Source organism: Gracilibacillus lacisalsi DSM 19029, assembly GCF_000377765.1.
GTDB lineage: Bacteria > Bacillota > Bacilli > Bacillales > Amphibacillaceae > Gracilibacillus > Gracilibacillus lacisalsi.
Map to the genome: position 1 here is coordinate 287417 of NZ_KB898664.1, position 23812 is coordinate 311228.

Sequence of the window (23812 nt, forward strand, 5' to 3'; positions counted from 1 at the left end):
CTAGCTGCTACGTTTGCGGGTGCTGCGCTTTTCTTATTATAAAAGCAACCGTGTAATTTCATGCTAGCGTTGTAGTTGAAGGGCAAGTCCCACGGAAAGGGAGTGAACAGCCGGAGTGATGGTCAACGAGTCGACATATTTCATAATGGCTACTAGAGAAATCGCAGGTCTAGTTAGCATTTAGTAATAAGCATTGGGCAAGGTTTGCCGGTTTTTCTTATTAAAACGGTTGACCTATTTTTACTGGTATATTATAATTGCAAAGAGACATATGTATCTATACATATGTTTGATTAATTTTGTTGATGCTTCGGAGGGAGGGAAATTAGCATGTCTAACACAACTCGCGTTCGTAAAAACGAGTCACTTGAAGATGCTCTTCGTCGCTTTAAACGTAGTGTATCAAAATCTGGTACATTATCTGAATATCGTAAGCGTGAATTTTATGAAAAACCTAGTGTTCGCCGTAAGAAAAAATCGGAGGCAGCTAGAAAGCGTAAATTTTAAAGAGGGTGTAATGAAATAATGGCAATCGTTGAACTTTTGAACCAGGATATGAAGCAGGCGATGAAGGATAAAGATAAAGTTAAATTAGGTGTAATTAGAATGGTCAAAGCATCGATGCAAAATGAAGCCATTAAATTACAGAAAGATGCATTGTCTGAAGAAGAAGAATTAACGGTTTTAGCGAGAGAGCTAAAGCAAAGAAAAGATTCCCTCCATGAATTTAAAGAAGCTGAACGCGAAGATCTTGTAAGCAAGTTGGAAGATGAAATTAACATAATACAAGCTTATATGCCTGAACAACTTTCTGATGAAGAGTTAGAGGAAATAGTTGTTCAGACGATCGAGGAAGTTCAAGCTCAATCAAAAAAAGATATGGGAAAAGTGATGAGTGCGCTAATGCCTAAAGTAAAAGGTAAAGCAGAAGGCTCAAGAGTGAATCAATTGGTTCAAAAGAACTTATCATAAACGGACAAAATGAATTCATTCATCTATAAGACCCTTGACTTATTGAATAAGTTAAGGGTCTTTTTAACAAGACAAGAAAATAAAAAATTTGCGCAGATGTCTAGCTTAGCGCGCCCAAAAACTAGGCGACTTCACGAATCGCCCTCCGATAAGTCATCATCGGTTCGCTTTTCTTACAAGGATAGGAAGTATAAAGGTTGGTTCTCTTTCCTTAACAAATGTGATGGTAGGGTATATGTATATACAAATATATAAGTGAAAAGTTTTTCTCGTAGATATAAGTATGATAAACTGAATGCGTTGACATAAGTTTTTTGTCCATTAATGAAACTTTTTATACATATTTTTCGTATGAATACTTAGATGTCAAAGCACTTAGTGAAGGGAGGGTGGGATTTGAAAAAATACGTATCTGTGTTGTTGGTCTCGATATCGATCATTACAGCTCTATTTACCTTCACCAATAGTTTTCAAACGGAAGTACTTGCTGAAGACAGTGGAGAAGGTAAACTTGTTTATGTTATACCTATAGAAAACGAGGTAGAACGTGGCTTAGAAGCGTTTATTAGAAGGACAACAACGGAGGCAACTGAAAATAATGCAGATCATATAATTTTCGAAATTAATACCCCTGGAGGTCGAGTAGATGCTGCAGAATATATTGGCGAAATATTGCAGGATTTAGAGATCGAAACGACTTCATTTATTACAGTCAGAGCACTTTCTGCAGGCTCTTATATTGCTTTAAATACGGATAATATTTATATGAAACCTCAAACAAGCATGGGAGCAAGTGGTGTCATTAATTCAGATGGTACGGCAGCTGACCAAAAAGCACAATCAGCATGGGTTGCAAGTATGAGAGGGGCAGCTAGCTCTAAAGACAGAGATCCATTATATGCAGAAGCTATGGCAAATGCTGAAATTGATTTACCTGAATATGGTGCCCCTGAGGGTGATTTCCTAACTTTGGATGCTAATAATGCAGTGGAAGTAGGTTATGCCCAAGGGATTGTAAGTCACAGGGCAGAGTTATTAAGTAATCTATCCTTAGCAGATGCGGAAATCATTGAAACTGAACCAACTGCTGCAGAAGGTTTAGCTCGTTTTTTGACAAATCCGATAGTTGTACCGATACTGTTATCGTTAGCAAGTATTGGTTTAATTGTGGAATTGTATTCCCCTGGTTTCGGGATTCCAGGCTCCATTGGAATAGCCTCATTGGTTTTATATTTTTATGGACATATCATAGCTGGTCTAGCAGGTTATGAAGCAATTGTTTTACTTATATTAGGGATTGTTTTAATTATTATTGAAATATTTGCACCGGGGGGGATTCTCGGCTTCATTGGTATTGGTGCGATAGTAGCTTCATTATTTATGTCGACTGATGATCCTGGGCATATGGCGATGAGTATTGCTATTGCACTTATTGCAAGTATTATTGTAGCTGTTATTTTATTTAAAACGATTGGTTTGGAGAAAGGGGTTTTCAGGCATGTTATTCTAAAAGACTCAACAACTACAGAGCAAGGATATGTCTCTAGTGTAAACCGATTAGAATTAATTGGTCAGGAAGGTGTTACGGTTACACCACTAAGGCCATCAGGAACTGCAGAGTTTGGTGATGAAAGGCTAGATGTGGTGTCAGAAGGAGCGTTTATTGATGTGGACACACCGATAAAAATCATTAAAGTCGAAGGTTCACGTCTTGTAGTAAGAAAAATATAAACTTTTAATTTCTAGGAGGATGTAGTATGGAAGGATTTGGAGATATTTTTCCAATTATTATTATTGGGCTGATTGTCATTGCAGTTGCTATTCTATTTACCTTTATTCCGGTAATGCTGTGGATTAGTGCACTTGCAGCAGGTGTTAGAGTAAGTATTTTTACGTTGGTTGGGATGCGCTTGAGAAGGGTTGTTCCTTCGCGAGTTATTAACCCGCTAATTAAAGCGCACAAAGCAGGGTTAGATGTTACGACAAACCAATTAGAAAGCCACTTTTTAGCTGGTGGTAATGTTGACCGAGTTGTTAATGCGTTAATTGCTGCACAACGAGCAAATATTGAGTTGAGTTTTGAGCGTTGTGCTGCGATTGACTTAGCTGGTCGTGACGTATTAGAAGCGGTACAAATGAGTGTTAATCCGAAAGTAATTGAAACACCTTTTATTGCAGGTATTTCAATGGATGGTATTGAAGTAAAAGCGAAAGCACGAATTACTGTTCGAGCAAACATTGATCGACTCGTCGGTGGTGCTGGTGAAGATACAGTTATTGCCCGTGTTGGTGAAGGTGTCGTAAGTACTATTGGTAGCTCAGAAGCACATACGAAAGTGCTAGAAAATCCCGACTCTATTTCTCATAACGTTTTAAACCGTGGATTAGATGCTGGTACTGCTTTTGAAATCTTATCAATCGATATTGCCGATGTTGACATCGGTAAAAATATTGGTGCGATTTTACAAACAGACCAAGCCGAAGCAGATAAAAACATCGCCCAAGCAAAAGCAGAAGAACGTCGTGCAATGGCAGTTGCCCAAGAACAAGAAATGGTTGCAAAAGTTCAAGAAATGCGTGCTAAAGTGGTCGAAGCCGAAGCAGATGTACCAAAGGCACTTGCAGAAGCCTTGCGTTCTGGCAATATGGGTGTCATGGATTATATGAATTATAAGAATATTGATGCTGATACAGATATGCGTGATTCTATTGGTAAATTAACAGAAACAGACAACGAAGAAGAAGACAACAAGTAAGGATCCTCATAGGGGCTTTCTTGGTTAGAAGGCGTAAATTGCTAATAGCTGTTGAATAGTCCCTGAAAGGAAGATGTATATGGATGAATTGTTAAGTTTTATTGTTCCGATAATAGCAATAGTGATTTGGCTTTTCGGACTGTTAAAATCTAAAGAGGAAGAGCAGAATCAAAAGAGACCACAAAGACCTGTTCAACAAAAAACTAGTCATACGCAACAGCCAAGAACCGAAACAACAACACAAACTGTTCCTGATTTTCAAACAATCGGTACCAATACTGATTCAACGGATTCTGGACAAGAGACATTTGCTCAACAAAAGGAAAAGCAAATGGAAAAGTTAAAGGAAAAAATCCATCACGCAGAAAATATTCGGGATAAATCGAAAGACCAGGAGCTAGGTAAGCATGATGCCATTAAGGATGGTCCGCCGCCAAGAGCGTATCGAAAAGATAGTAAAGAACAGATTTCTTTATCAGTTGAAAAAAACTTAACATCAAAAGGAATAGCTCAAGGTATTATTATGTCAGAAGTATTGGGACCGCCACGCGCCTATCAAAAAAGAAAATATTATCGGAACTATCGTTAAAAAAGTCGAATGGGAAACCATTCGACTTTTTTATGTTATAGGGAATTATGAAATTTCTTGTATTTGAACTCGCCACGGTGGAATAAGCCAAGTTACTACCTCGTATATATTAGAGTGGTGGTCAAGCTGTTGCCATTTTGAAAGCTAGCTTGTACAGGAAACCATCGCTGCGGCTGTCCACTTCGACTCCTGTGGGATCAGCGTGATCTGAAGATCCACTTTTGTAAAGCGATCTTCTTTACAAAAGTTAGCTGAAGACACGCCCCACGGAAAGCGAAGTGGGCAAGCCGCAGCGGTTGTTGCGCCTATTATTCATGTCAAAATAACTACTTTGGACAGGACCGGGTGGGCTTTCCCGTTTTTTCTTATTTGTAAGGAAAGCATAAAATTTGCGCAGATGTCTAGCTCCGAGCGCCCAAAAACTAGGCGACTTCATGAATCGCCCTCCGATAAGTCATCATCGATTCACTTTTCTCAGTGATTCCTTTATCTCAGTTGATTAGTTCCAGCCGTTATGTTTTTAAGCGGGGCGCTCTGCACTTTTCTGATTTGTCTTTCATCAGTTGTGTATAACTGTTCTTAAATTTGTATATTTTCATAGAATGTAGTTGAGGGGAGGCATATGCACAGTGAAAAAGATAAAAGAAAAATTTATGACTGCCTTTACACGTACATTTGATTTGCCTTCTGAAGTAACGCTAGAATTGCCGCGGATTACAATGATCGGATCCATTCATGCGTACATAGAAAATCATCAAGGCCTTATCATCTTTTCTTCTACCGAATTGCTTTTAAAAGTTCACCAAGGACATGTTCGAATAAAAGGAGAAGATTTTGTCTTGAAAACCATGATAGATAAAGACATTTTACTAGAAGGTAATATAAAAGATGTCACCTTTGAGCAATCGTAAAGTCTGAATTCGGAGGGAAGGGCTTATGTTTTTCAAACGCAAAAATTGGTTATCAGGATATATCACAATTGAAATTAAAGGTCAGTATCCAGAGCGTTTTTTTGATTTGTGTGCAAAATATCATATTCCATCCTGGGATATCAAAAAAAAGAGTGAAACAATCGCATTGGGGAAAATAAAATTATCCGATTTGCCTAAACTAAGGGTAGTAAAAAGAAAAACAATTTTCAAAGTATATTTTAAAGGGAAAAATGGACTACCTTTTTTTCTTCGTCACTTACTTTTTCAAAAACCATTATTAATTGGGTTCTTTGTTGCCATGGCAGTTATTTTTTTCTTGTCTAATATCGTTTGGCGAATTGATGTGTCAGGTTTGGATGAAGAAATTGAAAACAAAGTCATTCAACAATTAGAAGAATATGGTGTAGAAGAGGGTAGCTTTCAGTGGAATATAGATTCACCAGCTTCTATCCAAAAACAGTTATTAACGGATGTTCCAGAATTATTATGGATTGGTGTGAAAAAGAGTGGGTCTGCTTTTCATCTCGAAGGTGTTGAAAAAACAATAGTTGAAAAAGAAGAAGAGGAAGCAGCAGGACACTTAGTAGCCACAAAAGAAGGTGTTATTGAAGATTTATTTGTTTCTAGAGGACAACCTCTCGTAAGAACCAATGATGTTGTCTATCCTGGAGATATTTTAGTATCTGCATATCTAAATGAGTCGGAGGAAGATGATGAAGAAGAAGAACGAAAGCCTGTGGCAGCAGAGGGAGAGGTAATTGCTAAAGTATGGTATAAAAGTGAAGTGACCATACCGTTGGACAACCAGTATCAAGTACTCAATGGTAAAACAGAACAAAAACATTATTTACATGCTTCTAAATATTTAATTCCGATCTGGAATTTTAAAAATCCTGAATATAAACATTATCAAGTCGACATTGAAGAAAAAAATTTTTATTTTTTAAAATGGAAACTCCCAATCAGTTATATAAACCAAACAATATATGAAGCAGAATTGAAAGAGGAACAACTTAGTGAAGATAAAGCAAAGGAAATTGCATTAGAACAAGGCAGAAGACAGTTAAGGAGAGAAATTCCACATGATGCAGAAATTACGGATGAAAAAGTTTTGCACGAAAGTGTAGAGAGTGGTAAAGTAAAATTAACCTTGTATTATACTGTACTAGAAAATATTGCAAAGAAACAACCAATTACTCAAGGAGATTGATTATGTCAGAAGATCTAAAGATGATTGATTTACAATTAGAAAATCCGAATGAAGCATTAACACTTTTCGGTACAGAAGATCGACATTTAAAGCAATTAGAAGAACAATTGCAAGTATCGATAACTTCTCGTGGTGAGCAAATTAGTGTTTCTGGTAGTAATACAGATGTCAAAGTTATTCAAGAAGTTTTAAATGGATTATTAACCATTATTAGAAAAGGAATCACGATCACAGAGCGAGATGTTATTTATGCAGTAGACCTTGCAAAGAGAGGTAAAATTAACCAATTAGAAACATTATTTGAAGATGAAATTACCAAAAATGCAAAAGGCAAATCCATCCGTGTAAAAACTTTAGGGCAGCGCCATTATTTGCAGACGATGAAACAGAATGATCTTGTCTTCGGGATAGGTCCAGCGGGTACTGGTAAAACATACTTAGCTGTAGTAATGGCTATCCACGCACTAAAAAATGGCAAAGTAAAGCGAATTATTTTAACAAGACCAGCAGTTGAGGCAGGAGAAAGTTTAGGTTTCTTACCGGGAGATTTAAAGGAGAAAGTCGATCCTTATTTACGACCTTTATATGATGCTTTACATGATGTATTGGGGACCGAGCATACGATGCGTTTGATCGAAAGAGGAACGATTGAAATTGCACCCCTTGCTTACATGCGTGGTAGAACGTTAGACGATGCTTTTGTTATTTTAGATGAAGCTCAAAATACAACCAATGCACAAATGAAAATGTTTTTAACGCGTTTAGGTTTTGGCTCCAAAATGGTGATTACTGGTGATGTCACTCAAATTGATTTGCCGCACGGAGTTCAATCAGGTTTAACGGAGGCAAAAGAAAAACTAGTCAATATGAAAGGTATCGGTATTGTTTATTTATCGCAATCTGATGTGGTACGACATCCAATAGTACAAAAAATTATTGAAGCTTATGATAATTAAATGAAATGGGACTTCCATCATTTGGGGGTCTCACGTATGGATGGTGCCGTGAAAGTTAAGGTCACTCTCTCCTAAAATATTTCCGAATGGAAAGCCCAAGAGATGGGGGAATCGAAATGAAAAAACTTTGGTGGTTAAAACAAAAAGTTGTTTCTTTTTTTCAGTATAATAAAATTCAATTAGTTACAGCATGCATTGCAATCGCAAGCATCTTTTTTGTTGTAACTTACCAGAATGTTCATACAGAAACGTATGATATAGAAAAGTTTTCTACAGCTAATGAAACTATTCGTTCCCCTATTACGATCGAGAATACCAAAGAAACGGAACGGAGGATTAGAGAAGTAGTCCAATCCGTGGAGGATCATTTCGAAATTTCGGAAGAAGTGACCGAAGAACAAATTACATATATAAATGAGGTTTTCGAAGCGATAGACAAAATCGAATCAGGAAATATCGAATTAGATTCGGAGGAAGAAACCCTTGATTCTGTTTCAGAAAAGATTACTTATCTTGAAAATATAGTTCACGATCAACTACTTCTTGAAGTTGATAGAACTACGTTTAGAGCATTATTCCAAGCGACAAATGAAGAAAGAGTATTAGCGAAGGAATTAATTACGACTGCATTATATGACGCGTATTATAATGGCATTAAGGTCGAAGAAGTGGATCAAGCCATTCAGACAGCTCAACAAAAACTGACGTATTCAACATTAGATCCTTCTTTTGTGGATGCTTTACGGCCACTCATTGCCTTTAGTATACAACCTAATTCATTTTTCTCTGCTGACCAAACTAATGAAGCGCAACAACAAGCGAGAAATAGTGTTGAGCCTGTAATGATAAGAGCAGGAGAAGTAATTGTTGAAGAAGGACAATTGATCACGAATGAATTATATGAAGAGCTTGAGGTTACAGGCCTTTTAAACGAAGAACGTAATTTTTATCCGATGATTGGTTTATTCCTGTTAGTTACATTAATTGGCTTATTTTTGTTTTTTGAATTAAGCCACCATATGAACAGGTCTAATTTTCATTTTCGTAAACTATTGGCAGTTAGCGTATTAAGCATTTTTATTGTGTTACTGATGAAAGTAGTAAGTTTTTATACAACTTCTGTTAATCCTTTATACTTAGTTACCCCTGTCGCCACGGTATCTATGTTATTAAAAATCTTAGTTAACGAACGAATTGCTATAGTTATGTCGTTATTTTACGGTGTGATTGGCAGTGTCATTTTTAATGCGGATATTCCAGGATTGTTAAATATGGAAGCAGGAATTTTTATTATCTTTTCTCAGTTAGCCAGTATTTTCTCCTTGTCAGTAGTTAAAGATAGAGGATCGATTATTAAAAGTGGATTAGCTACGTCCGTCATTAATATGGTAACAATCTGTTTATTTTTATTCTTATCCTTCGAAAAATATTCGTGGTTGGATTATTTATCTTTAAGTGGATATGGATTTCTCTCGGCAATATTTGCTACGGTATTAACAATGGGGATGTTGCCTTTCTTTGAGACGGGATTACGGATTTTATCTGATACAAAGCTTTTAGCTTTATCAAGTCCTAATCAACCATTATTACGTAAGTTGTTAATTGAAGCCCCTGGAACCTACCATCATAGTATCATGGTAGCTAATTTAAGTGAGGCATCCTGTGAAGCGATTGGCGCAAATGGTTTATTAGCTCGCGTTGCAGCATATTATCATGACCTTGGTAAAACAATCCGGCCTCATTATTTTATAGAAAATCAAATGGGAATGAAAAATCCCCATGATTATCTTGATCCTTATCAGAGCGCAGAAATCATTTTGCAGCATCCAGTTGATAGTGCAAAGCTGCTAAAAAAAGAAAAAATACCTAACGAGATTATTGATATTGCCTTACAACATCATGGCACAACTTTATTGAAGTATTTTTATTACAAAGCGAAAGAACGGAATGACAAAGTAAATGAAGACGATTTTCGATATGAGGGGCCAAAACCAAAGACGAAAGAAGCTGCTGTAGTTTCGATCTGTGATTCCATTGAAGCAGCTGCAAGATCACTGGCAAACCCCACTCAGGAAGAGATTGAAAAAGTGGTATCATCTATTTTTGAAGATCGATTATTAGACGGTCAGTTAAACGATAGTACCTTAACATTTAAGGAATTAGAACAAATGAAATTAGTAATTTGTGAGACATTAAAAGGTATCTACCACTCTCGAATTCAGTACCCTAAGGAATCCAACATGAAGGAGGCGAAATAGAAATGGAAATAGATTTTCATGATGAAACAAATAAAGTATCAGAGGAACATTTGGATTTAATTAGTCAATTGCTTAATCATGCTGCAAAACAGGAAAACATTGCAGCTAATTCAGAGTTATCCATTTCATTTGTCAATAATGATGAAATCCAACAGTTAAATAAACAATATCGCGAACTGGATAAGCCAACAGATGTCTTATCTTTTGCTCTTGAAGAAGAAGTTGATCAAGAGATAAGGATCATCGGAGCTGATATTCCTGTAACTTTAGGAGACATTATCATTTCGGTTGATAAAGCAAATGAACAAGCTTTGGAATACAATCATTCTTTTTCTAGAGAATTAGGATTCTTAGCTTTACATGGTTTTTTACATTTGCTTGGCTATGACCATATGAATGAAGAGGATGAAAGAAAAATGTTTTCCAGACAAGAGGAGATATTAAATGAGTTCGGATTATCGCGAGAAAAATAAGTTTCATTTTGGTTTGCGGTATGCATTGAACGGTCTGAAAATTGCCATTTTGTCAGAGCGGAATATTGTAATTCATTTTATTGCAGCAACTATTGTTCTAATTGCTGGGGTTCTCTATTCTATTTCCGTGATAGAATGGGCTATTTTGTTTTTGACGATTGGTGCGGTTATAAGTATGGAAATGATGAATACTGCTTTGGAAAGAGCTTTAGATTATTTGGAGCCTGAGCACCAACCTCAGATAGGGGTTGCCAAGGACATATCTGCAGGCGCGGTCTTCGTTACTGCCATTGTGGCAATCATCATTGCTTGTCTCATTTTTGCACCAAAGATTTTGTCATAAACCGAACATTTCCTTAGAGGAGGTTTTACGAACGTTTAGTATCGTGATTTTAGACTATAGGAGCACATATTTTTAAACTTTACCACTAGTTTTGTCGAAAGTATGAAATGTCAGAGAAGATATAGTATTATTATGTTATAGATAAGCAACAGGATTTAAAGCGGAGGAAAAGTTATGCATAACAATTTCAAATCAGGATTTATAGCCATTATTGGTAGACCAAATGTAGGGAAATCAACCTTTATGAATCATGTTATTGGTCAAAAAATTGCTATTATGAGCGATAAAGCACAAACTACCAGAAATAAAATTCAAGGTGTATACACTGATGAGCAAAAACAAATCGTATTTATTGATACTCCTGGAATTCATAAGCCTAAGCATAAATTAGGAGATTTCATGGTGAAAATTGCGGAGAATACTTTAAACGAAGTAGATGCAATTATGTTTATGATTAATGCGGATGAAGGCTATGGTATGGGTGATCAGTATATCATGGATCGCTTGGAATCGATCAAAAAACCTGTTTTTTTAGTCATTAATAAAATTGACCTTGTTCATCCTGATCAACTTCTGCCACTTATAGACCAATATAAGGACAAGTATCCGTTTAAAGAAATTATACCGATTTCAGCTCTGGAGGGAAATAATGTTAATCATTTAATGGATGTCTTTACAGAGCATCTTCCGGAAGGCCCTCAATATTATCCAGATGATCAAATTACCGATCATCCAGAACGATTTATCATTAGTGAATTAATACGAGAGAAGGTCTTACAATTAACGAGAGAAGAAGTACCTCATTCTGTTGCTGTAGTAATAGATGGAATTGATAACCGCGGTGAAGATGAAAAAGTCTTAGTACAAGCAACCATTGTGATTGAAAGAAAATCGCAAAAAGGTATTATTATTGGTAAACAAGGTCAAATGCTAAAAGAGATTGGGAAACGAGCTAGACAAGATATCGAACGATTGTTAGGTTCGAAAGTCTATTTAGAGTTATGGGTGAAAGTGCAAGAAAATTGGCGGAATAAACCACATCAACTAAGTGAATTTGGTTTTAATCAGGATGAATATTAAAATAAGATGTAGTATCTCAGCAGTAAATGTTTGATAAGTTGTTGTTTGTAGTTTGATACATGGTAAATATTTTTACTAATTGAATGAAGATTTCAGGAAAATCTAATATTGAACACAATGAAAGATTACCATAAGGAAAGGTGAGGTTTATTGTGATCGATGTACCATGGAAAATTTTTAGTCAAACAGGCAATATTGAAGCTTACTTATGGATGAAACAAGTGGAGTCAGATGATTTTGAGGAAGAAGAAGAAGAAGTTGACGATTCGTTGTTAAAGGATACTCATTTTTAAGCGTGAAAGGGAAAGGTGAAGCTTGTGTTTGAAAAAGTTGAAGGCTTCATTTTGAAAACACAGGATTATGGGGAAACACATAAAATTGTGACCATATTAACACCGACATTAGGAAAAGTTGGTGCCATAGCAAGAGGTGCAAAGAAAACAAAAAGTAGAATGGCTGCTATTACGCAGCCATTTATTCATGGTTCATTCCTGATTCAGCCAGGATCAAGTCTTGCTACTATTCAGCAAGGCGAAGTGATCACTTCCTTTCGTAAAATACGGGAAGATATATTTAAGACCGCATATACTAGTTATTTAGCAGAATTAACGGATAAATTGGTCGATGCTAAAAAGTATAACCCCTTTATCTATAAGCAATTATTACATACAATTGAGCGAATAGATGATGATAAGGATCCCGAGATATTAACAATGATCTATGAATGGAAAATGTATAAAGAAGCAGGGTTCGCTCCTGTAGTGACACAATGTGTTTCATGCGGAAACCCTCAAGATTTAAAAGTATTTTCTATTTCCAATGGTGGGTTGTTATGCAGGAATTGTATGCGATTAGATGAGAATGCGATTTCGATACCTGAAAAAGTAGCAAAACTAATGGCGTTATTCGCTTGGGTTGAAGTGGAACAAATCGGGAATATTTCAGTAAAAACTGAAAATAAAATGATACTCCAGAGAATCATGGATCAATATTATGAAGAGCATGGCGGTTATTATTTGAAGTCCAAAAGATTTCTGAAACAGATGAATCAGTTAAATGATAAATTATAATTGACAATTGGTGTAATCTTGCGTATGATGTAAAAATGAAATGAATAGCGGATTGCAAAGAAAGAGAGTAGTACTGATTGATTGTCTTTCAAGCGAGTTCAGGATGGTGGGAGCTGAATAAGGTCAAAATCAGGAAGGCGCTCTAGAGCAACTTTTAACAAAGTGGTCATCATAATTTTTGGTGACAAATAGGGTGGAACCGCGGGCAAACCCGTCCCTATGCTTTATCAGTGGATAAGGCATAGGGACGGGTTTTTCTATTGCTCTCTCATCTATAACACATAATGCATAAACTGCGAAATGAAGTGGACATGGATTTTTACTCATCCATTCAAAATATGGGGGAGTAGAAAACTAAGAACGTTTGCTTGCCAGTTCTTTGTCTGGAAGACGCGAAAGCTTTTGTAACATGGCTCAATGGAAAATCCATCGTGTACAGAAATACGATGCGTCTTCATACTAGCGTTGTGGAGCAAATCTTAGCGAAGGCCGCCCACTTCCACTCCTGTGGGAATTGTTTGACCTGAAGATCCACTTTTTCGAGCGGGTTATGCTCGAAAAAGTTAGCTGAAGGGCAAACCCCACGGAACGGGAAGTGGGCAGCCGGAGTGCCGGTTATCATCACGATAAATGTCAAAATTACTTCATAAGTGACCGTTCAAACAAATAGTATTTTCACTAGTTCGCATTATGTGTTTAAAGTTTTCTTATTAAAATTGTTATCAAACCGTCTATACATAGGAGGATGTACTGATGAAGAATATTCAAGAGATGATATTAACTTTACAAAAGCATTGGTCAGATCAAAATTGTATCTTAATGCAAGCATATGACGTTGAAAAAGGGGCCGGAACAATGTCACCTATGACCCTTTTACGTAGTCTAGGTCCGGAACCATGGAACGTAGCATATGTAGAACCATCACGTCGACCTGCAGATGGTCGCTATGCGCAAAATCCAAACAGATTATATCAACACCATCAATTCCAAGTGATTATGAAACCATCTCCAGACAATATTCAAGAACTATATCTGGAATCATTAGAAAAGTTAGGAATTGATCCTAAGCATCATGATATTCGTTTTGTTGAAGATAATTGGGAGAACCCAACTTTAGGTGCAGCTGGACTAGGATGGGAAGTCTGGTTAGATGGTATGGAAATAACACAATTCACTTATTTTCAACAAATTGGTGGACTGGAAGCAAAACCGGTAGCCGTTGAAATCACTTACGGCATCGAACGATTAGCTTCCTACATTCAAGATAAAGAGAATGTATTTGATTTAGAATGGACAAAAGGAGTTACAGTTGGAGATATCTTCTATCAGCCGGAGTATGAACATTCTAAGTACACATTTGAAGAATCTGATACAGACATGCTTTTTGACTTGTTCACTACATATGAACAAGAAGCAAAACGAGCAATGGAAAAAGATTTAGTCTTTCCTGCGTATGATTATGTTCTAAAATGTTCTCATACCTTTAATTTATTAGATGCAAAAGGTGTTATTTCCGTAACAGAACGTACCGGATATATCGGACGTGTCCGTAATTTAGCAAGAGAGATCGCTAAGTTATACGTAGCAGAAAGAGAAAGACTTGGATTCCCGATGTTGAAAGGAGAAGAAAACCGTCATGAAAACAACTAATGTTTTATTTGAAGTTGGTTTAGAAGAAATGCCAGCTCGTTTTATGAATGACACGGAAAAGCAATTAAAGAATAAAACGATCGAATGGCTTAAAACGATTCGATTAGCTTATCAAAACCTAACCACCTATATAACTCCAAGGAGATTTGCTGTACTGATTGAAGGATTAGACTACAAACAAGCCGATCAAGAAGAAGAAGCAAAAGGCCCTGCCTTGAAGATTGCAAGGGATGATGAAGGAAATTGGACGAAAGCTGCGATCGGCTTCTCTAAAGGTCAAGGAAAGTCTGTAGATGATCTGTATGTAAAAGAAATTAATGGAACAGAATATGTTTTTGTCAACAAATTTCTAAAAGGTAAAACACAGGAAGAGTTGTTACCGGATTTTAAAGATATTATTCTCAGCTTAAACTTCCCTAAAAATATGCGTTGGGCTGATCAAAACTTGCGCTTTATTCGACCGATAAAATGGCTTGTAGCATTACAAGATGAAAATGTTATTCCTTTTGAGATTGCAGGTGTCCAGACAAGTAATGTCAGCTTCGGACATCGCTTTTTAGGGGAGAAAATAGAAATAAGAACACCATCTAACTATTCACAGCTATTAAGTAAGCAATATGTAATCGCAGAAACAACGAAACGGCAACAAATGATTGTTGAAGGTATTAAACAACTGGAACAAGAAAATGGCTGGGATATTCCAGTTGATGATGATTTACTAACAGAAGTAGCGCATCTAGTAGAGTATCCAACTGTATTCTTTGGCCATTTTAGTGAGGAATTTTTGCATATACCAAAAGAAGTACTAATTACTTCTATGAAAGAGCATCAACGCTACTTCCCTGTTCAAACGAAAGATAATCAGTTATTACCATTTTTTATTGGCGTGCGTAATGGTACAAATGATCACATTGGTACGGTGTCAAGAGGTAATGAAAAGGTATTACAGGCAAGACTACAGGATGCACAGTTTTTCTATGAAGAGGATCAGAAACAATCAATAGATAATAACTTAAAACAATTAGATCGGATGGTGTTCCAAGAAAGCCTTGGTACAATTGCAGACAAGGTGAAACGAGTAATAGAAATAAGCGAAATTATTGCAACTGAATTAGATTTAACCGAGCTGGAAAAGAAGCAAATCGAAAGAGCTGCGAAGATAAGTAAATTTGATCTAGTAACCAACATGGTTAATGAATTCACGGAGCTGCAAGGTATAATGGGAAGAAAATATGCAACAATTTTTGGTGAAGATGATGCCGTCGCACAAGCTATAGAGGAGCATTATATGCCGCGAAATGCCCATGATAAATTGCCGGCTAGTGTGGTAGGATCTGTTGTAAGTATTGCAGACAAAATCGATACTATTGTTGGATGTTTTGCGGTAGGCTTGATACCAAGTGGTTCTCAAGATCCTTATGCATTAAGAAGACAAGCGCTAGGTATTTTACAGATTAATCAACATAATAGCTGGGATGTTAATATTAATCAATTAATCGAAAAGGTATTTGGTTTATTTGATGCCAAAAATATTTCAACAACAGAAAAATCTCACGTATTAACACAATTAGAATCATTTTTCAAACAACGTGCTGCATATATTATGAAAGAAGCAAACATTGAAGCAGATATTATAGAGGCAGTTCTTGTCAATGAATTAGCAGATTTCTCGTTAGTACTAGAAAAAGCACAATTATTGAAAGAAAAACGTACAGACGTTGATTTTAAAGACAAACAAGAAGCTTTCGTCCGTGTAATGAATTTAGCAATGAAAGCCGAGGAAGACGTAACTGTCGACTCAAAACTTTTCGAAAAAGATGAGGAAAACCAATTATATCAATCATTTTTAGATATAAAAGATCTATATCGTAATGCAATGGTGAAGAAAGATGCCAAAGAAGCACTGGAACAATTAACACCATTGGTTGAACCTATCCATCAATTCTTCGATAATACAATGGTAATGGCTGATGATGAACAGATTCGTCATAATCGTTTAGCTTTATTGAAAGTAATTGCCGATGAAATTCATCAATTTGCAGATTTAACCAAAGTCCAATGGAAACAGACGCAGATTTAGGCGGACTGAGGAGGCCATCACGTACATGGAAAAAGCAATTATTTATGTTGTTTCTGATTCAGTTGGTGAAACAGCAGAATTAGTAACAAAAGCAGCACTCAGTCAATTTATGAGTGAAAATGACTATGATTTATATCGCATACCCTATGTAGAAAATATCGAAGTTTTGCGTGGGGCTGTTTACCACGCGAAACAATTAGGTGCAATGATTGGATTCACGTTAGTCAACCCCATGTTCAGAGAGTTTTTAATCCAGGAATCCGCGAATAAAAATGTCGAATGTGTGGACATAATGGGTCCGATGCTCCAGGCAATGGAACGAAAATTTCAAAAGAAACCCAAACAAGAGCCAGGACTTATTCATAAGTTGGATGAAGATTACTTTAGTAGAGTGGAAGCTATTGAATTTGCAGTTCGCTATGATGATGGCAGAGATCCAAGAGGGGTAGAACAAGCAGATATCGTATTAATTGGAGTTTCCAGAACGTCAAAAACCCCGTTATCACAATATTTAGCACACAAGCAATTGAAGGTTGCGAATGTACCAATTGTTCCTGAAGTAGAACCGCCTTCTTCCTTATTTAACATTCCTACCCATAAATGTATTGGGTTAAGAATCAGTCCTGAAAAATTAAATGGAATTAGGAAGGAACGACTCAAAAGTCTTGGACTGGATGATCAAGCTGCATATGCAAATTTAAACCGAATCGAATCTGAATTAGATTATTTTGATAAGATTATTCATCAACTGGGTTGTCCTGTGATTGATGTGTCGAATAAAGCTGTCGAAGAAACAGCTAATATTATTTTAAATATGATCAATCAGCCTTATTGGGATTTACATGATAACAAGGCAAGTGAATAAATAAGTTAAGATGTTGGCAAATATTTTATTTATGTATTATAATTATATTTTGTGAAAATGTTTATATTATCAATAAAATGTATATTACTTACTAATATAATAAGGTTTTGCTAGCCATTTCACTATAGGTTAGCAATGAAAGAAAACATTTTTTCAAAAAAACTTAGAATTTAGCAGGAATTTGCGGTTTTGTGTAGAATAATGTATCCGTAAGGAGTTTTTTTGTTATCCGACAATTTATTGTCATCGTATGGATAATAGTCATTATTCTAATATGGTGTTTATCATAACTAAGTTGGAGGTATTATGTTAACAAGAGGCTGTACTGTTTACACAGTAATAGCTGTTGTTTATACCGAGGATGAGAAAATTGTCGAACCTTATACTGAGTAGTTGTGAGAAATGGTGATAAATAATGGCCTATCAAGTGTCAGATGAAACAATTGAATCACTTCGTCGTGCTAATGATGTTGTTGATATTGTAGGAGAATATGTTCAATTAAAGAAACAAGGCCGCAACTATTTTGGACTTTGCCCTTTTCACTCTGAAAATACACCTTCTTTTTCCGTTAATCAAGATAAGCAAATTTATCATTGTTTTGGTTGTGGCAAAGGTGGCAATGTCATAACATTTATTATGGAAATGGAAGGATATACTTTTCAACAGGCTATTCAATATTTAGCTGAAAAATCTGGTCAGTCTATTCCTGAATTGAAAGAACCAGCAAATGAAAGGGTTAATAACGAAGAACAAACCATTTTAGATGCTTACCAGTGGTTGGTTAAGCTTTACCATCATTTATTACGTCATACAAAAGATGGAAAAAAGGCTTTGGAATACCTATATGATAGAGGGTTTTCAGATGAGGCAATCGATCAGTTTCAAATTGGTTTTTCGCCAACATCAAGAGATTTTATTGCGCAATTTTTAGAGAATAAAGGTTTCCACAAACAGAGAATGGCAAATGCCGGATTATTAACGGCTGGTAATGAAGGGGCCTATTATGATCGATTCCAAGCAAGAGTTATTTTTCCAATTCGTAATCATTTAGGGAAAACAGTTGGATTTGTAGGAAGAACTATTTCAGATCAGCAACCTAAATATCTGAATAGTCCTGAATCATCATTGTTTAAGAAAAGTAAATTACTCTACAACTTTGATCTGGCTAGAAGTGAAATTAGGAAAAAAGGAGAAGTAATACTTTTTGAAGGCTCTGCGGATGTAATTGCAGCTTATCAGGCTGGTATTACAAATGGCGTAGCATCATTAGGGACTTCTTTAACCGAATCACATGCCAGTCTTTTAAGAAGGTATGTTGATACAGTTCTCATTTGTTATGACGGTGATGATGCCGGTCAAAATGCTACGTATAAAGCTATTCAGTTATTGAAAAAAGTTGGTTGTAACATAAAAGTAGCAACATTACCTCATAATTATGATCCAGATCAATATATACAAGAGTATGGCAGTGACAAATTTCGAACAGAAGTGATTGAAACAGCAGATACCGAAATGGTCTTCTTCATGAAATATTTAAAAAAGAATTTTAATTTAAAACTTGAAGGAGATCGACTGCAATATGTAGAAAGAGTAATAGGGGAAATTGCACAGTTAGATAGTTCTATTGAACGAGATCATTATATACGAGAATTAGCAGAAGAATTTAATCTCTCTTATGATGCTTTATCACAAGAATTAATGTCTCAAATGCGAAATATCAAAAAAAATGATGATAACCATGCTAGGTTTGGTAATACTAATGGTGGAAATCAACAGAAATATACACCGAAACAGTTAAATGTTTTACCGCCAGCATATCAAAATGCAGAACGTCGATTGATCGCATTCATGTTACAAAATACTCACATTGCAGAAAAAGTCAGAGAAACAATTGGATCTAAGTTCAATTTAGAGCAACATCAAATTATTGTAACCCATTTGTACGGATATTATGAGGAAGGGAATCCACCTGATCCCAGTCATTTCTTAACATATCTGGAAGATGCAAATCTTCAACAAACAGTTGTTGAGTTATCAATGATGGATTATTCTTGGGAAATATCAGAGAAGGAGCTGCAAGATTATATCCATCTTATTCAATCAGAACAGACAGACAGTGAGAAAATTAAACAACTACAACAACAAATGAAACAGTTAGAGAAAACAGATCCAAAAGAAGCAGCTAAAGTAGCAATGGAGATTATAAAGATAAAACAACAATCGAAAAATTGGAGTTAGTTTTGGAAGGAGGGGCACTCATGGCAGAAAACAAGCCGTCACGTTCAAAAGAAGCTGAATTAACAGTTGAGCAGGCCAAAGACCAATTATTGGAATTAGGTAAAAAACGTGGTGTATTAGCATATGAGGAAGTAGCAGAAAGATTATCAAATTTTGACTTAGAATCTGACCAAATGGATGAATTCTATGAGTACCTGAATGAACAAGGTGTTGAAGTGATAGGAGATTCAGATGAAGATCCTACCATGCAGCAGCTGTCAAAAGAGGAAGAATTTGACCTAAATGACTTAAGTGTACCGTTAGGAATTAAAATTAACGACCCAGTTCGTATGTATTTAAAAGAAATTGGTCGAGTTGATTTATTATCTGCTTCGGAAGAAATTGATCTTGCAAAGAAAATCGAAGAAGGTGACGAATACGCTAAAAAAAGGTTAGCGGAAGCAAACCTTCGTTTAGTCGTTAGTATCGCCAAACGTTATGTGGGGCGCGGTATGTTGTTTCTAGACCTTATTCAAGAAGGTAACATGGGGCTTATAAAAGCAGTAGAAAAATTCGATTTCCGTAAAGGATTTAAGTTTAGTACCTATGCAACCTGGTGGATTCGCCAAGCTATTACAAGAGCAATTGCTGACCAAGCGAGAACGATCAGAATTCCTGTTCATATGGTAGAAACAATCAATAAACTGATTCGTGTTCAACGTCAATTACTACAGGATCTGGGAAGAGAACCAACGCCAGAGGAAATTGCGAAGGACATGGATTTAACACCTGACAAGGTAAGAGAAATTTTAAAGATTGCTCAAGAGCCTGTATCCTTGGAAACACCGATTGGTGAAGAAGATGACTCACACCTTGGAGACTTTATCGAGGACCAAGAAGCTACATCACCGTCAGATCATGCAGCATATGAGTTATTAAAAGAACAATTAGAAGATGTCTTAGATACACTAACAGATCGTGAAGAGAATGTGCTTCGATTGCGTTTTGGTTTAGATGATGGCAGAACAAGAACATTAGAAGAAGTCGGTAAGGTATTTGGCGTGACTCGTGAAAGAATTCGCCAAATTGAAGCAAAGGCATTACGAAAATTACGTCATCCAAGTCGCAGCAAACGTTTAAAAGATTTCTTGGAATAAATCTTTAAGTGTGATTAATGAACTATCTTCTTTCACAGAAGATAGTTCATTTTAAATTTTTGCTTAGACTATCAATGTTTCATCTAATAATCCGATATAATGGTTAAAGTGGTTCTGACTTGGAGATGGTATTAATGGAAGAAGAACGTAAGCAAACAATTATTAACGAAATTAATTACTGGAAAACACATCAATTGTTACCCAATCAGTATTGTGATTTTTTGTTAGCTCTTTATACGGAAGGTGAAGGGCTATCAGAGAAAAATAAAGAAATGAAACAAACACCTTATTATTTACTGTTTTATTTTTTGGACACCTTACTGATATTATTGCCGTTTTTCATTTTTCAATTTACCGATAATCTTTTGGTACAAATAATTGGTATCGTTCTCACACTCTGTATCGCGTTCGCGATGATGAAGATTTTTTCACGGCATAGTGGATTACAAAATTCTTTTGCTATTATGATATTTTTTGTAGTGTTTTTATTTGCTACTGTATTATGGATGAATGATCATATTAAAGTAGGGTGGATCACCTATTTGTGGATTTTTATTAATAGTATTTCTTGGATTACTTTTGGTAAATTGAAAAAGCAATTTTTCTTACAAGTGGCAGGTGTTTTTATTTTAATTATTCTGATCATTATGCTTGGTTTTAATTATTTTTAGACATTTTCATGAATTTTAATGAGTATCACTTTTCTATTTGTCTTTTTTAAAGTAAAATAAAGATGGTTTTCCATTTATACATAGTAGAAAAAATTGTTGGTACGTAAAATCCAACTTGAAGTGTCATTGAAGGAGGAAAAAACGATGAAGAAAAATCCAATTATACCTTTTGCACTTATTGCTGTTCTTGGGATTTTAGCGATGATCATTTTATCCGTAGTTGGTCTCAACGAACAAGAAAGAATTGCAACAGGTGGAGATGGTGAAGGTGAAACAACAGAAGCTGATCCAGAAGCATTAATACAAAGCTGTATTGGATGTCATGGCGGTGACTTAGAAGGTGGAAGTGGTCCATCGCTTAATGATGTTCATGAGAGATTAAGTGTTGATGAAATTGAAAGTATGATTATCAACGGTTCTGAGAATGGTAATATGCCAGGTGGTTTAGTAACGAACGAAGAAGCTGCAGTGTTAGCTGAATGGCTTGCTGAGGGACAAGAATAAATTTGCAAAAGCTTTCTGTGTCTACAGAAGGCTTTTTTCATCTTTCAATATAGTTAAGAGAGGACAAAAAATATGTTATCCAAAAGACTAGAACAACTAGCCCAATACCTGCAGGATCCAATTCATTTTGCTGATATTGGATCTGACCATGCTTATCTACCATGCTATGTTTGTTCACGGCACGTACATGCAACAGCCATTGCTGGTGAAGTTAACCAGGGTCCGTTTGAAAGAGCAAAGCAAACCGTTGGAGAATATGGACTAGCTGACAGAATTGAAGTGCGAAAAGGGAATGGCTTGGAAATGATTAAGGAAAAAGAAGTGAATCAAATTACCATTGCTGGTATGGGAGGAAAGCTAATTCGAACCATATTGGAAGAAGGTAAGGCAAAATTATCTGGTGTCTCCCGATTAATTTTACAACCTAATATAGACGCTCAAATTGTTCGTAAGTGGTTAATTGATCATCACTATCAGATTGTTGCAGAAGAAATTATTACAGAGGATGGATATATTTATGAGATAATAGTTAGTGATTATCAAAATAAGTCTTCAGAACTTTCTGAACAAGAACTATTATTTGGTCCATACCTTTTACAAGAAAAAAGTGAAATTTTTTTAAAAAAATGGTGCCATGAAAAAGAAAAACGTATCAAGTTAATCAATCAGATGAAACAAGCTGCAAACTTGCCGGTTGAAAAAATTAGGAAGCTAGAGGCAGAGATAGAATGGATTGAGGAGGTAATAGAAGATGACAACCGTTAAGGATGTAATCCACTTATTCGAGAAATGGGTTCCTAAGCAATATGCAGAGTCTTGGGATAATGTAGGCCTTCAAGTAGGAGCAAAGGACAAAAAAGTGAAGAAAATAATGATTACGTTAGATGTGATAGACGCAGTCGTAGATGAAGCGATTGAGAAAAATGTCGACTTTATTATCGCGCACCATCCGCTGTTATTCAAAGGTTTAAAGAAAATTGATTTTCAAGATCCGAAAGGCAGAGTAGTGAAAAAGTTAATTCAGCACAATATCGCCGTATATGCAGCCCATACTAATCTAGATGTAGTCAGTGGGGGTGTAAACGACCTGCTGGCGCAAAGGTTAGAACTAATCAACACAAAGGTATTAGTACCAACCATAGAAGACCAACTGTTGAAATTTATCGTCTATGTTCCGCAATCACACTTGGATGATGTGGTCGAGAAAATAGGGGATGCTGGAGCAGGGCACATCGGTAACTATAGCCATTGCACTTTCAGAGCTGCAGGAACAGGTGCTTTCAAACCGTTAGATGGGACTAATCCATTCCTTGGTACACTGGGTAAAATAGAGGAAGTAGATGAGTATAAAGTAGAAACTATTATAAAGAAATCACAGTTGTCTGCTGTCTTGCAAGCTGCAGAGAAAGCACATCCATATGAAGAAATGGCGTATGACCTAGTACCACTTGCTAATAAAGGTAATCAGGAAGGGTTAGGCAGAATCGGTAAGCTTGCTAAGCCGATGAAATTATCAAAATATGCGGAATTAATTAAACGTAATTTAAATATCCCAGCATTGCGTTATGTTGGCGATCAAGATAAATGGATTAAGAAGGTTGCTGTACTTGGAGGTAGTGGTAAAGGTTATATCGATGTTGCACGCCATGCTGGTGCTGATCTATATATAACGGGTGATTTAACCTTTCATGAAGCGCAAGATGCAGAGGAAGCGGGGATTTGCTTGATTGATCCAGGTCACCATGTCGAGGAAGTAATGAAAGAAGGGGTAAAAGATTATTTCTTAGCAAACCTTGATGCATTACCAGAAAAAATCGAAGTAGAGATCTCAACCTTATCAACCGATCCATTTCGTTACCAATAAGCCAAATGAATTGCGCTTGAATGATTGTAGATATATACTGCGAAGTAATGAAAATTTGTGGAGTGTGATCATCTTCCATTCTGATTGATGATGAGTGCTCACATACGCTCCGGCAGAATACTGCGCTTTCCGTGGGCTCGGCTTCAGCTAACTTGGTGAAGAAA

Annotated in this window: 23 protein-coding genes and 1 other annotated feature; all 23 genes read left to right on the forward strand. The window is 36.2% G+C overall.

The window, feature by feature from the left end:
• The first annotated feature begins 330 nt into the window (after positions 1-330).
• The 23 genes from rpsU (at position 331) to D569_RS0106540 (ending at position 23648) form a co-directional block, all read left to right on the forward strand.
• Positions 331-507 (forward strand): 30S ribosomal protein S21, encoded by a 177-nt coding sequence (rpsU, locus tag D569_RS0106425; protein ID WP_018931586.1) that lies wholly within the window; start codon positions 331-333, stop codon positions 505-507.
• Between the two features lie 18 nt (positions 508-525).
• Positions 526-972 (forward strand): GatB/YqeY domain-containing protein, encoded by a 447-nt coding sequence (locus tag D569_RS0106430; RefSeq protein WP_018931587.1) that lies wholly within the window; start codon positions 526-528, stop codon positions 970-972.
• A 396-nt stretch (positions 973-1368) separates the two neighbouring features.
• Positions 1369-2703: an NfeD family protein gene (locus D569_RS0106435; protein ID WP_018931588.1), complete on the forward strand. Its 1335-nt coding sequence runs from the start codon at positions 1369-1371 to the stop codon at positions 2701-2703.
• Positions 2704-2729: 26 nt separating this feature from the next.
• A complete protein-coding gene (gene floA / locus D569_RS0106440) occupies positions 2730-3728 on the forward strand; it encodes a flotillin-like protein FloA (RefSeq protein ID WP_018931589.1) in 999 nt (332 codons plus the stop codon).
• Positions 3729-3807: 79 nt separating this feature from the next.
• Entirely contained in the window at positions 3808-4317 is a 510-nt protein-coding gene (locus tag D569_RS0106445) for a hypothetical protein (RefSeq protein ID WP_018931590.1), read from the forward strand.
• 629 nt (positions 4318-4946) lie between these two features.
• Positions 4947-5228 carry a sporulation protein YqfC gene (gene yqfC / locus D569_RS0106450; protein ID WP_018931591.1) on the forward strand — a complete coding sequence of 94 codons (282 nt, stop codon included), beginning with the start codon at positions 4947-4949 and terminating at the stop codon, positions 5226-5228.
• A gap of 25 nt (positions 5229-5253) precedes the next feature.
• On the forward strand, positions 5254-6459 hold the full coding sequence (yqfD, locus tag D569_RS0106455; protein ID WP_018931592.1) for a sporulation protein YqfD: 1206 nt from the start codon (positions 5254-5256) through the stop codon (positions 6457-6459).
• 2 nt (positions 6460-6461) lie between these two features.
• Entirely contained in the window at positions 6462-7415 is a 954-nt protein-coding gene (locus D569_RS0106460) for a PhoH family protein (protein ID WP_018931593.1), read from the forward strand.
• A 116-nt stretch (positions 7416-7531) separates the two neighbouring features.
• The gene (locus tag D569_RS0106465) at positions 7532-9673 is read left to right on the forward strand and encodes an HD family phosphohydrolase (RefSeq protein ID WP_018931594.1); all 2142 of its coding nucleotides are present in this window, start codon (positions 7532-7534) and stop codon (positions 9671-9673) included.
• Between the two features lie 2 nt (positions 9674-9675).
• Positions 9676-10146 (forward strand): rRNA maturation RNase YbeY, encoded by a 471-nt coding sequence (gene ybeY, locus D569_RS0106470; RefSeq protein ID WP_018931595.1) that lies wholly within the window; start codon positions 9676-9678, stop codon positions 10144-10146.
• Positions 10118-10489, forward strand: coding sequence for a diacylglycerol kinase family protein (locus D569_RS0106475; protein WP_018931596.1), 372 nt, complete (start codon positions 10118-10120; stop codon positions 10487-10489). Before ybeY ends, D569_RS0106475 begins: the two co-directional genes overlap by 29 nt.
• Before the next feature lie 174 nt (positions 10490-10663).
• Complete coding sequence (gene era / locus D569_RS0106480) at positions 10664-11569, forward strand: GTPase Era (RefSeq protein WP_018931597.1); 906 nt, start codon at positions 10664-10666, stop codon at positions 11567-11569.
• A gap of 152 nt (positions 11570-11721) precedes the next feature.
• Positions 11722-11862: a YqzL family protein gene (locus tag D569_RS23950; RefSeq protein WP_018931598.1), complete on the forward strand. Its 141-nt coding sequence runs from the start codon at positions 11722-11724 to the stop codon at positions 11860-11862.
• Positions 11863-11886: 24 nt separating this feature from the next.
• Entirely contained in the window at positions 11887-12639 is a 753-nt protein-coding gene (gene recO, locus D569_RS0106490; RefSeq protein WP_018931599.1) for a DNA repair protein RecO, read from the forward strand.
• A gap of 48 nt (positions 12640-12687) precedes the next feature.
• Positions 12688-12861 (forward strand) — a binding site (T-box leader).
• 531 nt (positions 12862-13392) lie between these two features.
• The gene (gene glyQ / locus D569_RS0106495) at positions 13393-14289 is read left to right on the forward strand and encodes a glycine--tRNA ligase subunit alpha (RefSeq protein ID WP_018931600.1); all 897 of its coding nucleotides are present in this window, start codon (positions 13393-13395) and stop codon (positions 14287-14289) included.
• Positions 14276-16369, forward strand: a complete 2094-nt coding sequence (gene glyS, locus D569_RS0106500) for a glycine--tRNA ligase subunit beta (protein WP_018931601.1) — start codon at positions 14276-14278, stop codon at positions 16367-16369. Before glyQ ends, glyS begins: the two co-directional genes overlap by 14 nt.
• A gap of 25 nt (positions 16370-16394) precedes the next feature.
• Positions 16395-17234 (forward strand): pyruvate, water dikinase regulatory protein, encoded by an 840-nt coding sequence (locus D569_RS0106505; RefSeq protein WP_018931602.1) that lies wholly within the window; start codon positions 16395-16397, stop codon positions 17232-17234.
• A 415-nt stretch (positions 17235-17649) separates the two neighbouring features.
• Entirely contained in the window at positions 17650-19473 is a 1824-nt protein-coding gene (gene dnaG, locus D569_RS0106515; protein WP_018931603.1) for a DNA primase, read from the forward strand.
• A gap of 20 nt (positions 19474-19493) precedes the next feature.
• A complete protein-coding gene (rpoD, locus tag D569_RS0106520) occupies positions 19494-20609 on the forward strand; it encodes an RNA polymerase sigma factor RpoD (protein WP_018931604.1) in 1116 nt (371 codons plus the stop codon).
• 119 nt (positions 20610-20728) lie between these two features.
• Positions 20729-21280 (forward strand): hypothetical protein, encoded by a 552-nt coding sequence (locus D569_RS0106525; protein ID WP_156822899.1) that lies wholly within the window; start codon positions 20729-20731, stop codon positions 21278-21280.
• A gap of 144 nt (positions 21281-21424) precedes the next feature.
• Positions 21425-21784: a cytochrome c550 gene (cccA, locus tag D569_RS0106530; RefSeq protein WP_018931606.1), complete on the forward strand. Its 360-nt coding sequence runs from the start codon at positions 21425-21427 to the stop codon at positions 21782-21784.
• A gap of 72 nt (positions 21785-21856) precedes the next feature.
• A complete protein-coding gene (locus tag D569_RS0106535) occupies positions 21857-22549 on the forward strand; it encodes a tRNA (adenine(22)-N(1))-methyltransferase (RefSeq protein WP_018931607.1) in 693 nt (230 codons plus the stop codon).
• The gene (locus tag D569_RS0106540) at positions 22536-23648 is read left to right on the forward strand and encodes a Nif3-like dinuclear metal center hexameric protein (protein WP_018931608.1); all 1113 of its coding nucleotides are present in this window, start codon (positions 22536-22538) and stop codon (positions 23646-23648) included. The genes D569_RS0106535 and D569_RS0106540 overlap by 14 nt, the downstream gene beginning before the upstream one ends.
• Positions 23649-23812 lie beyond the last annotated feature (164 nt).

Bases quoted from the DNA above. Each gene is read 5' to 3' on its own strand.
- D569_RS0106460 (WP_018931593.1), top strand. From the start codon at position 6,462: ATGTCAGAAGATCTAAAGATGATTGATTTACAATTAGAAAATCCGAAT.
- yqfD (WP_018931592.1), top strand. From the start codon at position 5,254: ATGTTTTTCAAACGCAAAAATTGGTTATCAGGATATATCACAATTGAA.
- glyS (WP_018931601.1), top strand. From the start codon at position 14,276: ATGAAAACAACTAATGTTTTATTTGAAGTTGGTTTAGAAGAAATGCCA.
- D569_RS0106475 (WP_018931596.1), top strand. From the start codon at position 10,118: ATGAGTTCGGATTATCGCGAGAAAAATAAGTTTCATTTTGGTTTGCGG.
- D569_RS0106540 (WP_018931608.1), top strand. From the start codon at position 22,536: ATGACAACCGTTAAGGATGTAATCCACTTATTCGAGAAATGGGTTCCT.
- D569_RS0106505 (WP_018931602.1), top strand. From the start codon at position 16,395: ATGGAAAAAGCAATTATTTATGTTGTTTCTGATTCAGTTGGTGAAACA.
- D569_RS0106465 (WP_018931594.1), top strand. From the start codon at position 7,532: ATGAAAAAACTTTGGTGGTTAAAACAAAAAGTTGTTTCTTTTTTTCAG.
- era (WP_018931597.1), top strand. From the start codon at position 10,664: ATGCATAACAATTTCAAATCAGGATTTATAGCCATTATTGGTAGACCA.
- D569_RS0106445 (WP_018931590.1), top strand. From the start codon at position 3,808: ATGGATGAATTGTTAAGTTTTATTGTTCCGATAATAGCAATAGTGATT.
- rpoD (WP_018931604.1), top strand. From the start codon at position 19,494: ATGGCAGAAAACAAGCCGTCACGTTCAAAAGAAGCTGAATTAACAGTT.
- D569_RS0106535 (WP_018931607.1), top strand. From the start codon at position 21,857: ATGTTATCCAAAAGACTAGAACAACTAGCCCAATACCTGCAGGATCCA.
- D569_RS0106430 (WP_018931587.1), top strand. From the start codon at position 526: ATGGCAATCGTTGAACTTTTGAACCAGGATATGAAGCAGGCGATGAAG.
- floA (WP_018931589.1), top strand. From the start codon at position 2,730: ATGGAAGGATTTGGAGATATTTTTCCAATTATTATTATTGGGCTGATT.
- ybeY (WP_018931595.1), top strand. From the start codon at position 9,676: ATGGAAATAGATTTTCATGATGAAACAAATAAAGTATCAGAGGAACAT.
- glyQ (WP_018931600.1), top strand. From the start codon at position 13,393: ATGAAGAATATTCAAGAGATGATATTAACTTTACAAAAGCATTGGTCA.
- dnaG (WP_018931603.1), top strand. From the start codon at position 17,650: ATGGCCTATCAAGTGTCAGATGAAACAATTGAATCACTTCGTCGTGCT.
- rpsU (WP_018931586.1), top strand. From the start codon at position 331: ATGTCTAACACAACTCGCGTTCGTAAAAACGAGTCACTTGAAGATGCT.
- cccA (WP_018931606.1), top strand. From the start codon at position 21,425: ATGAAGAAAAATCCAATTATACCTTTTGCACTTATTGCTGTTCTTGGG.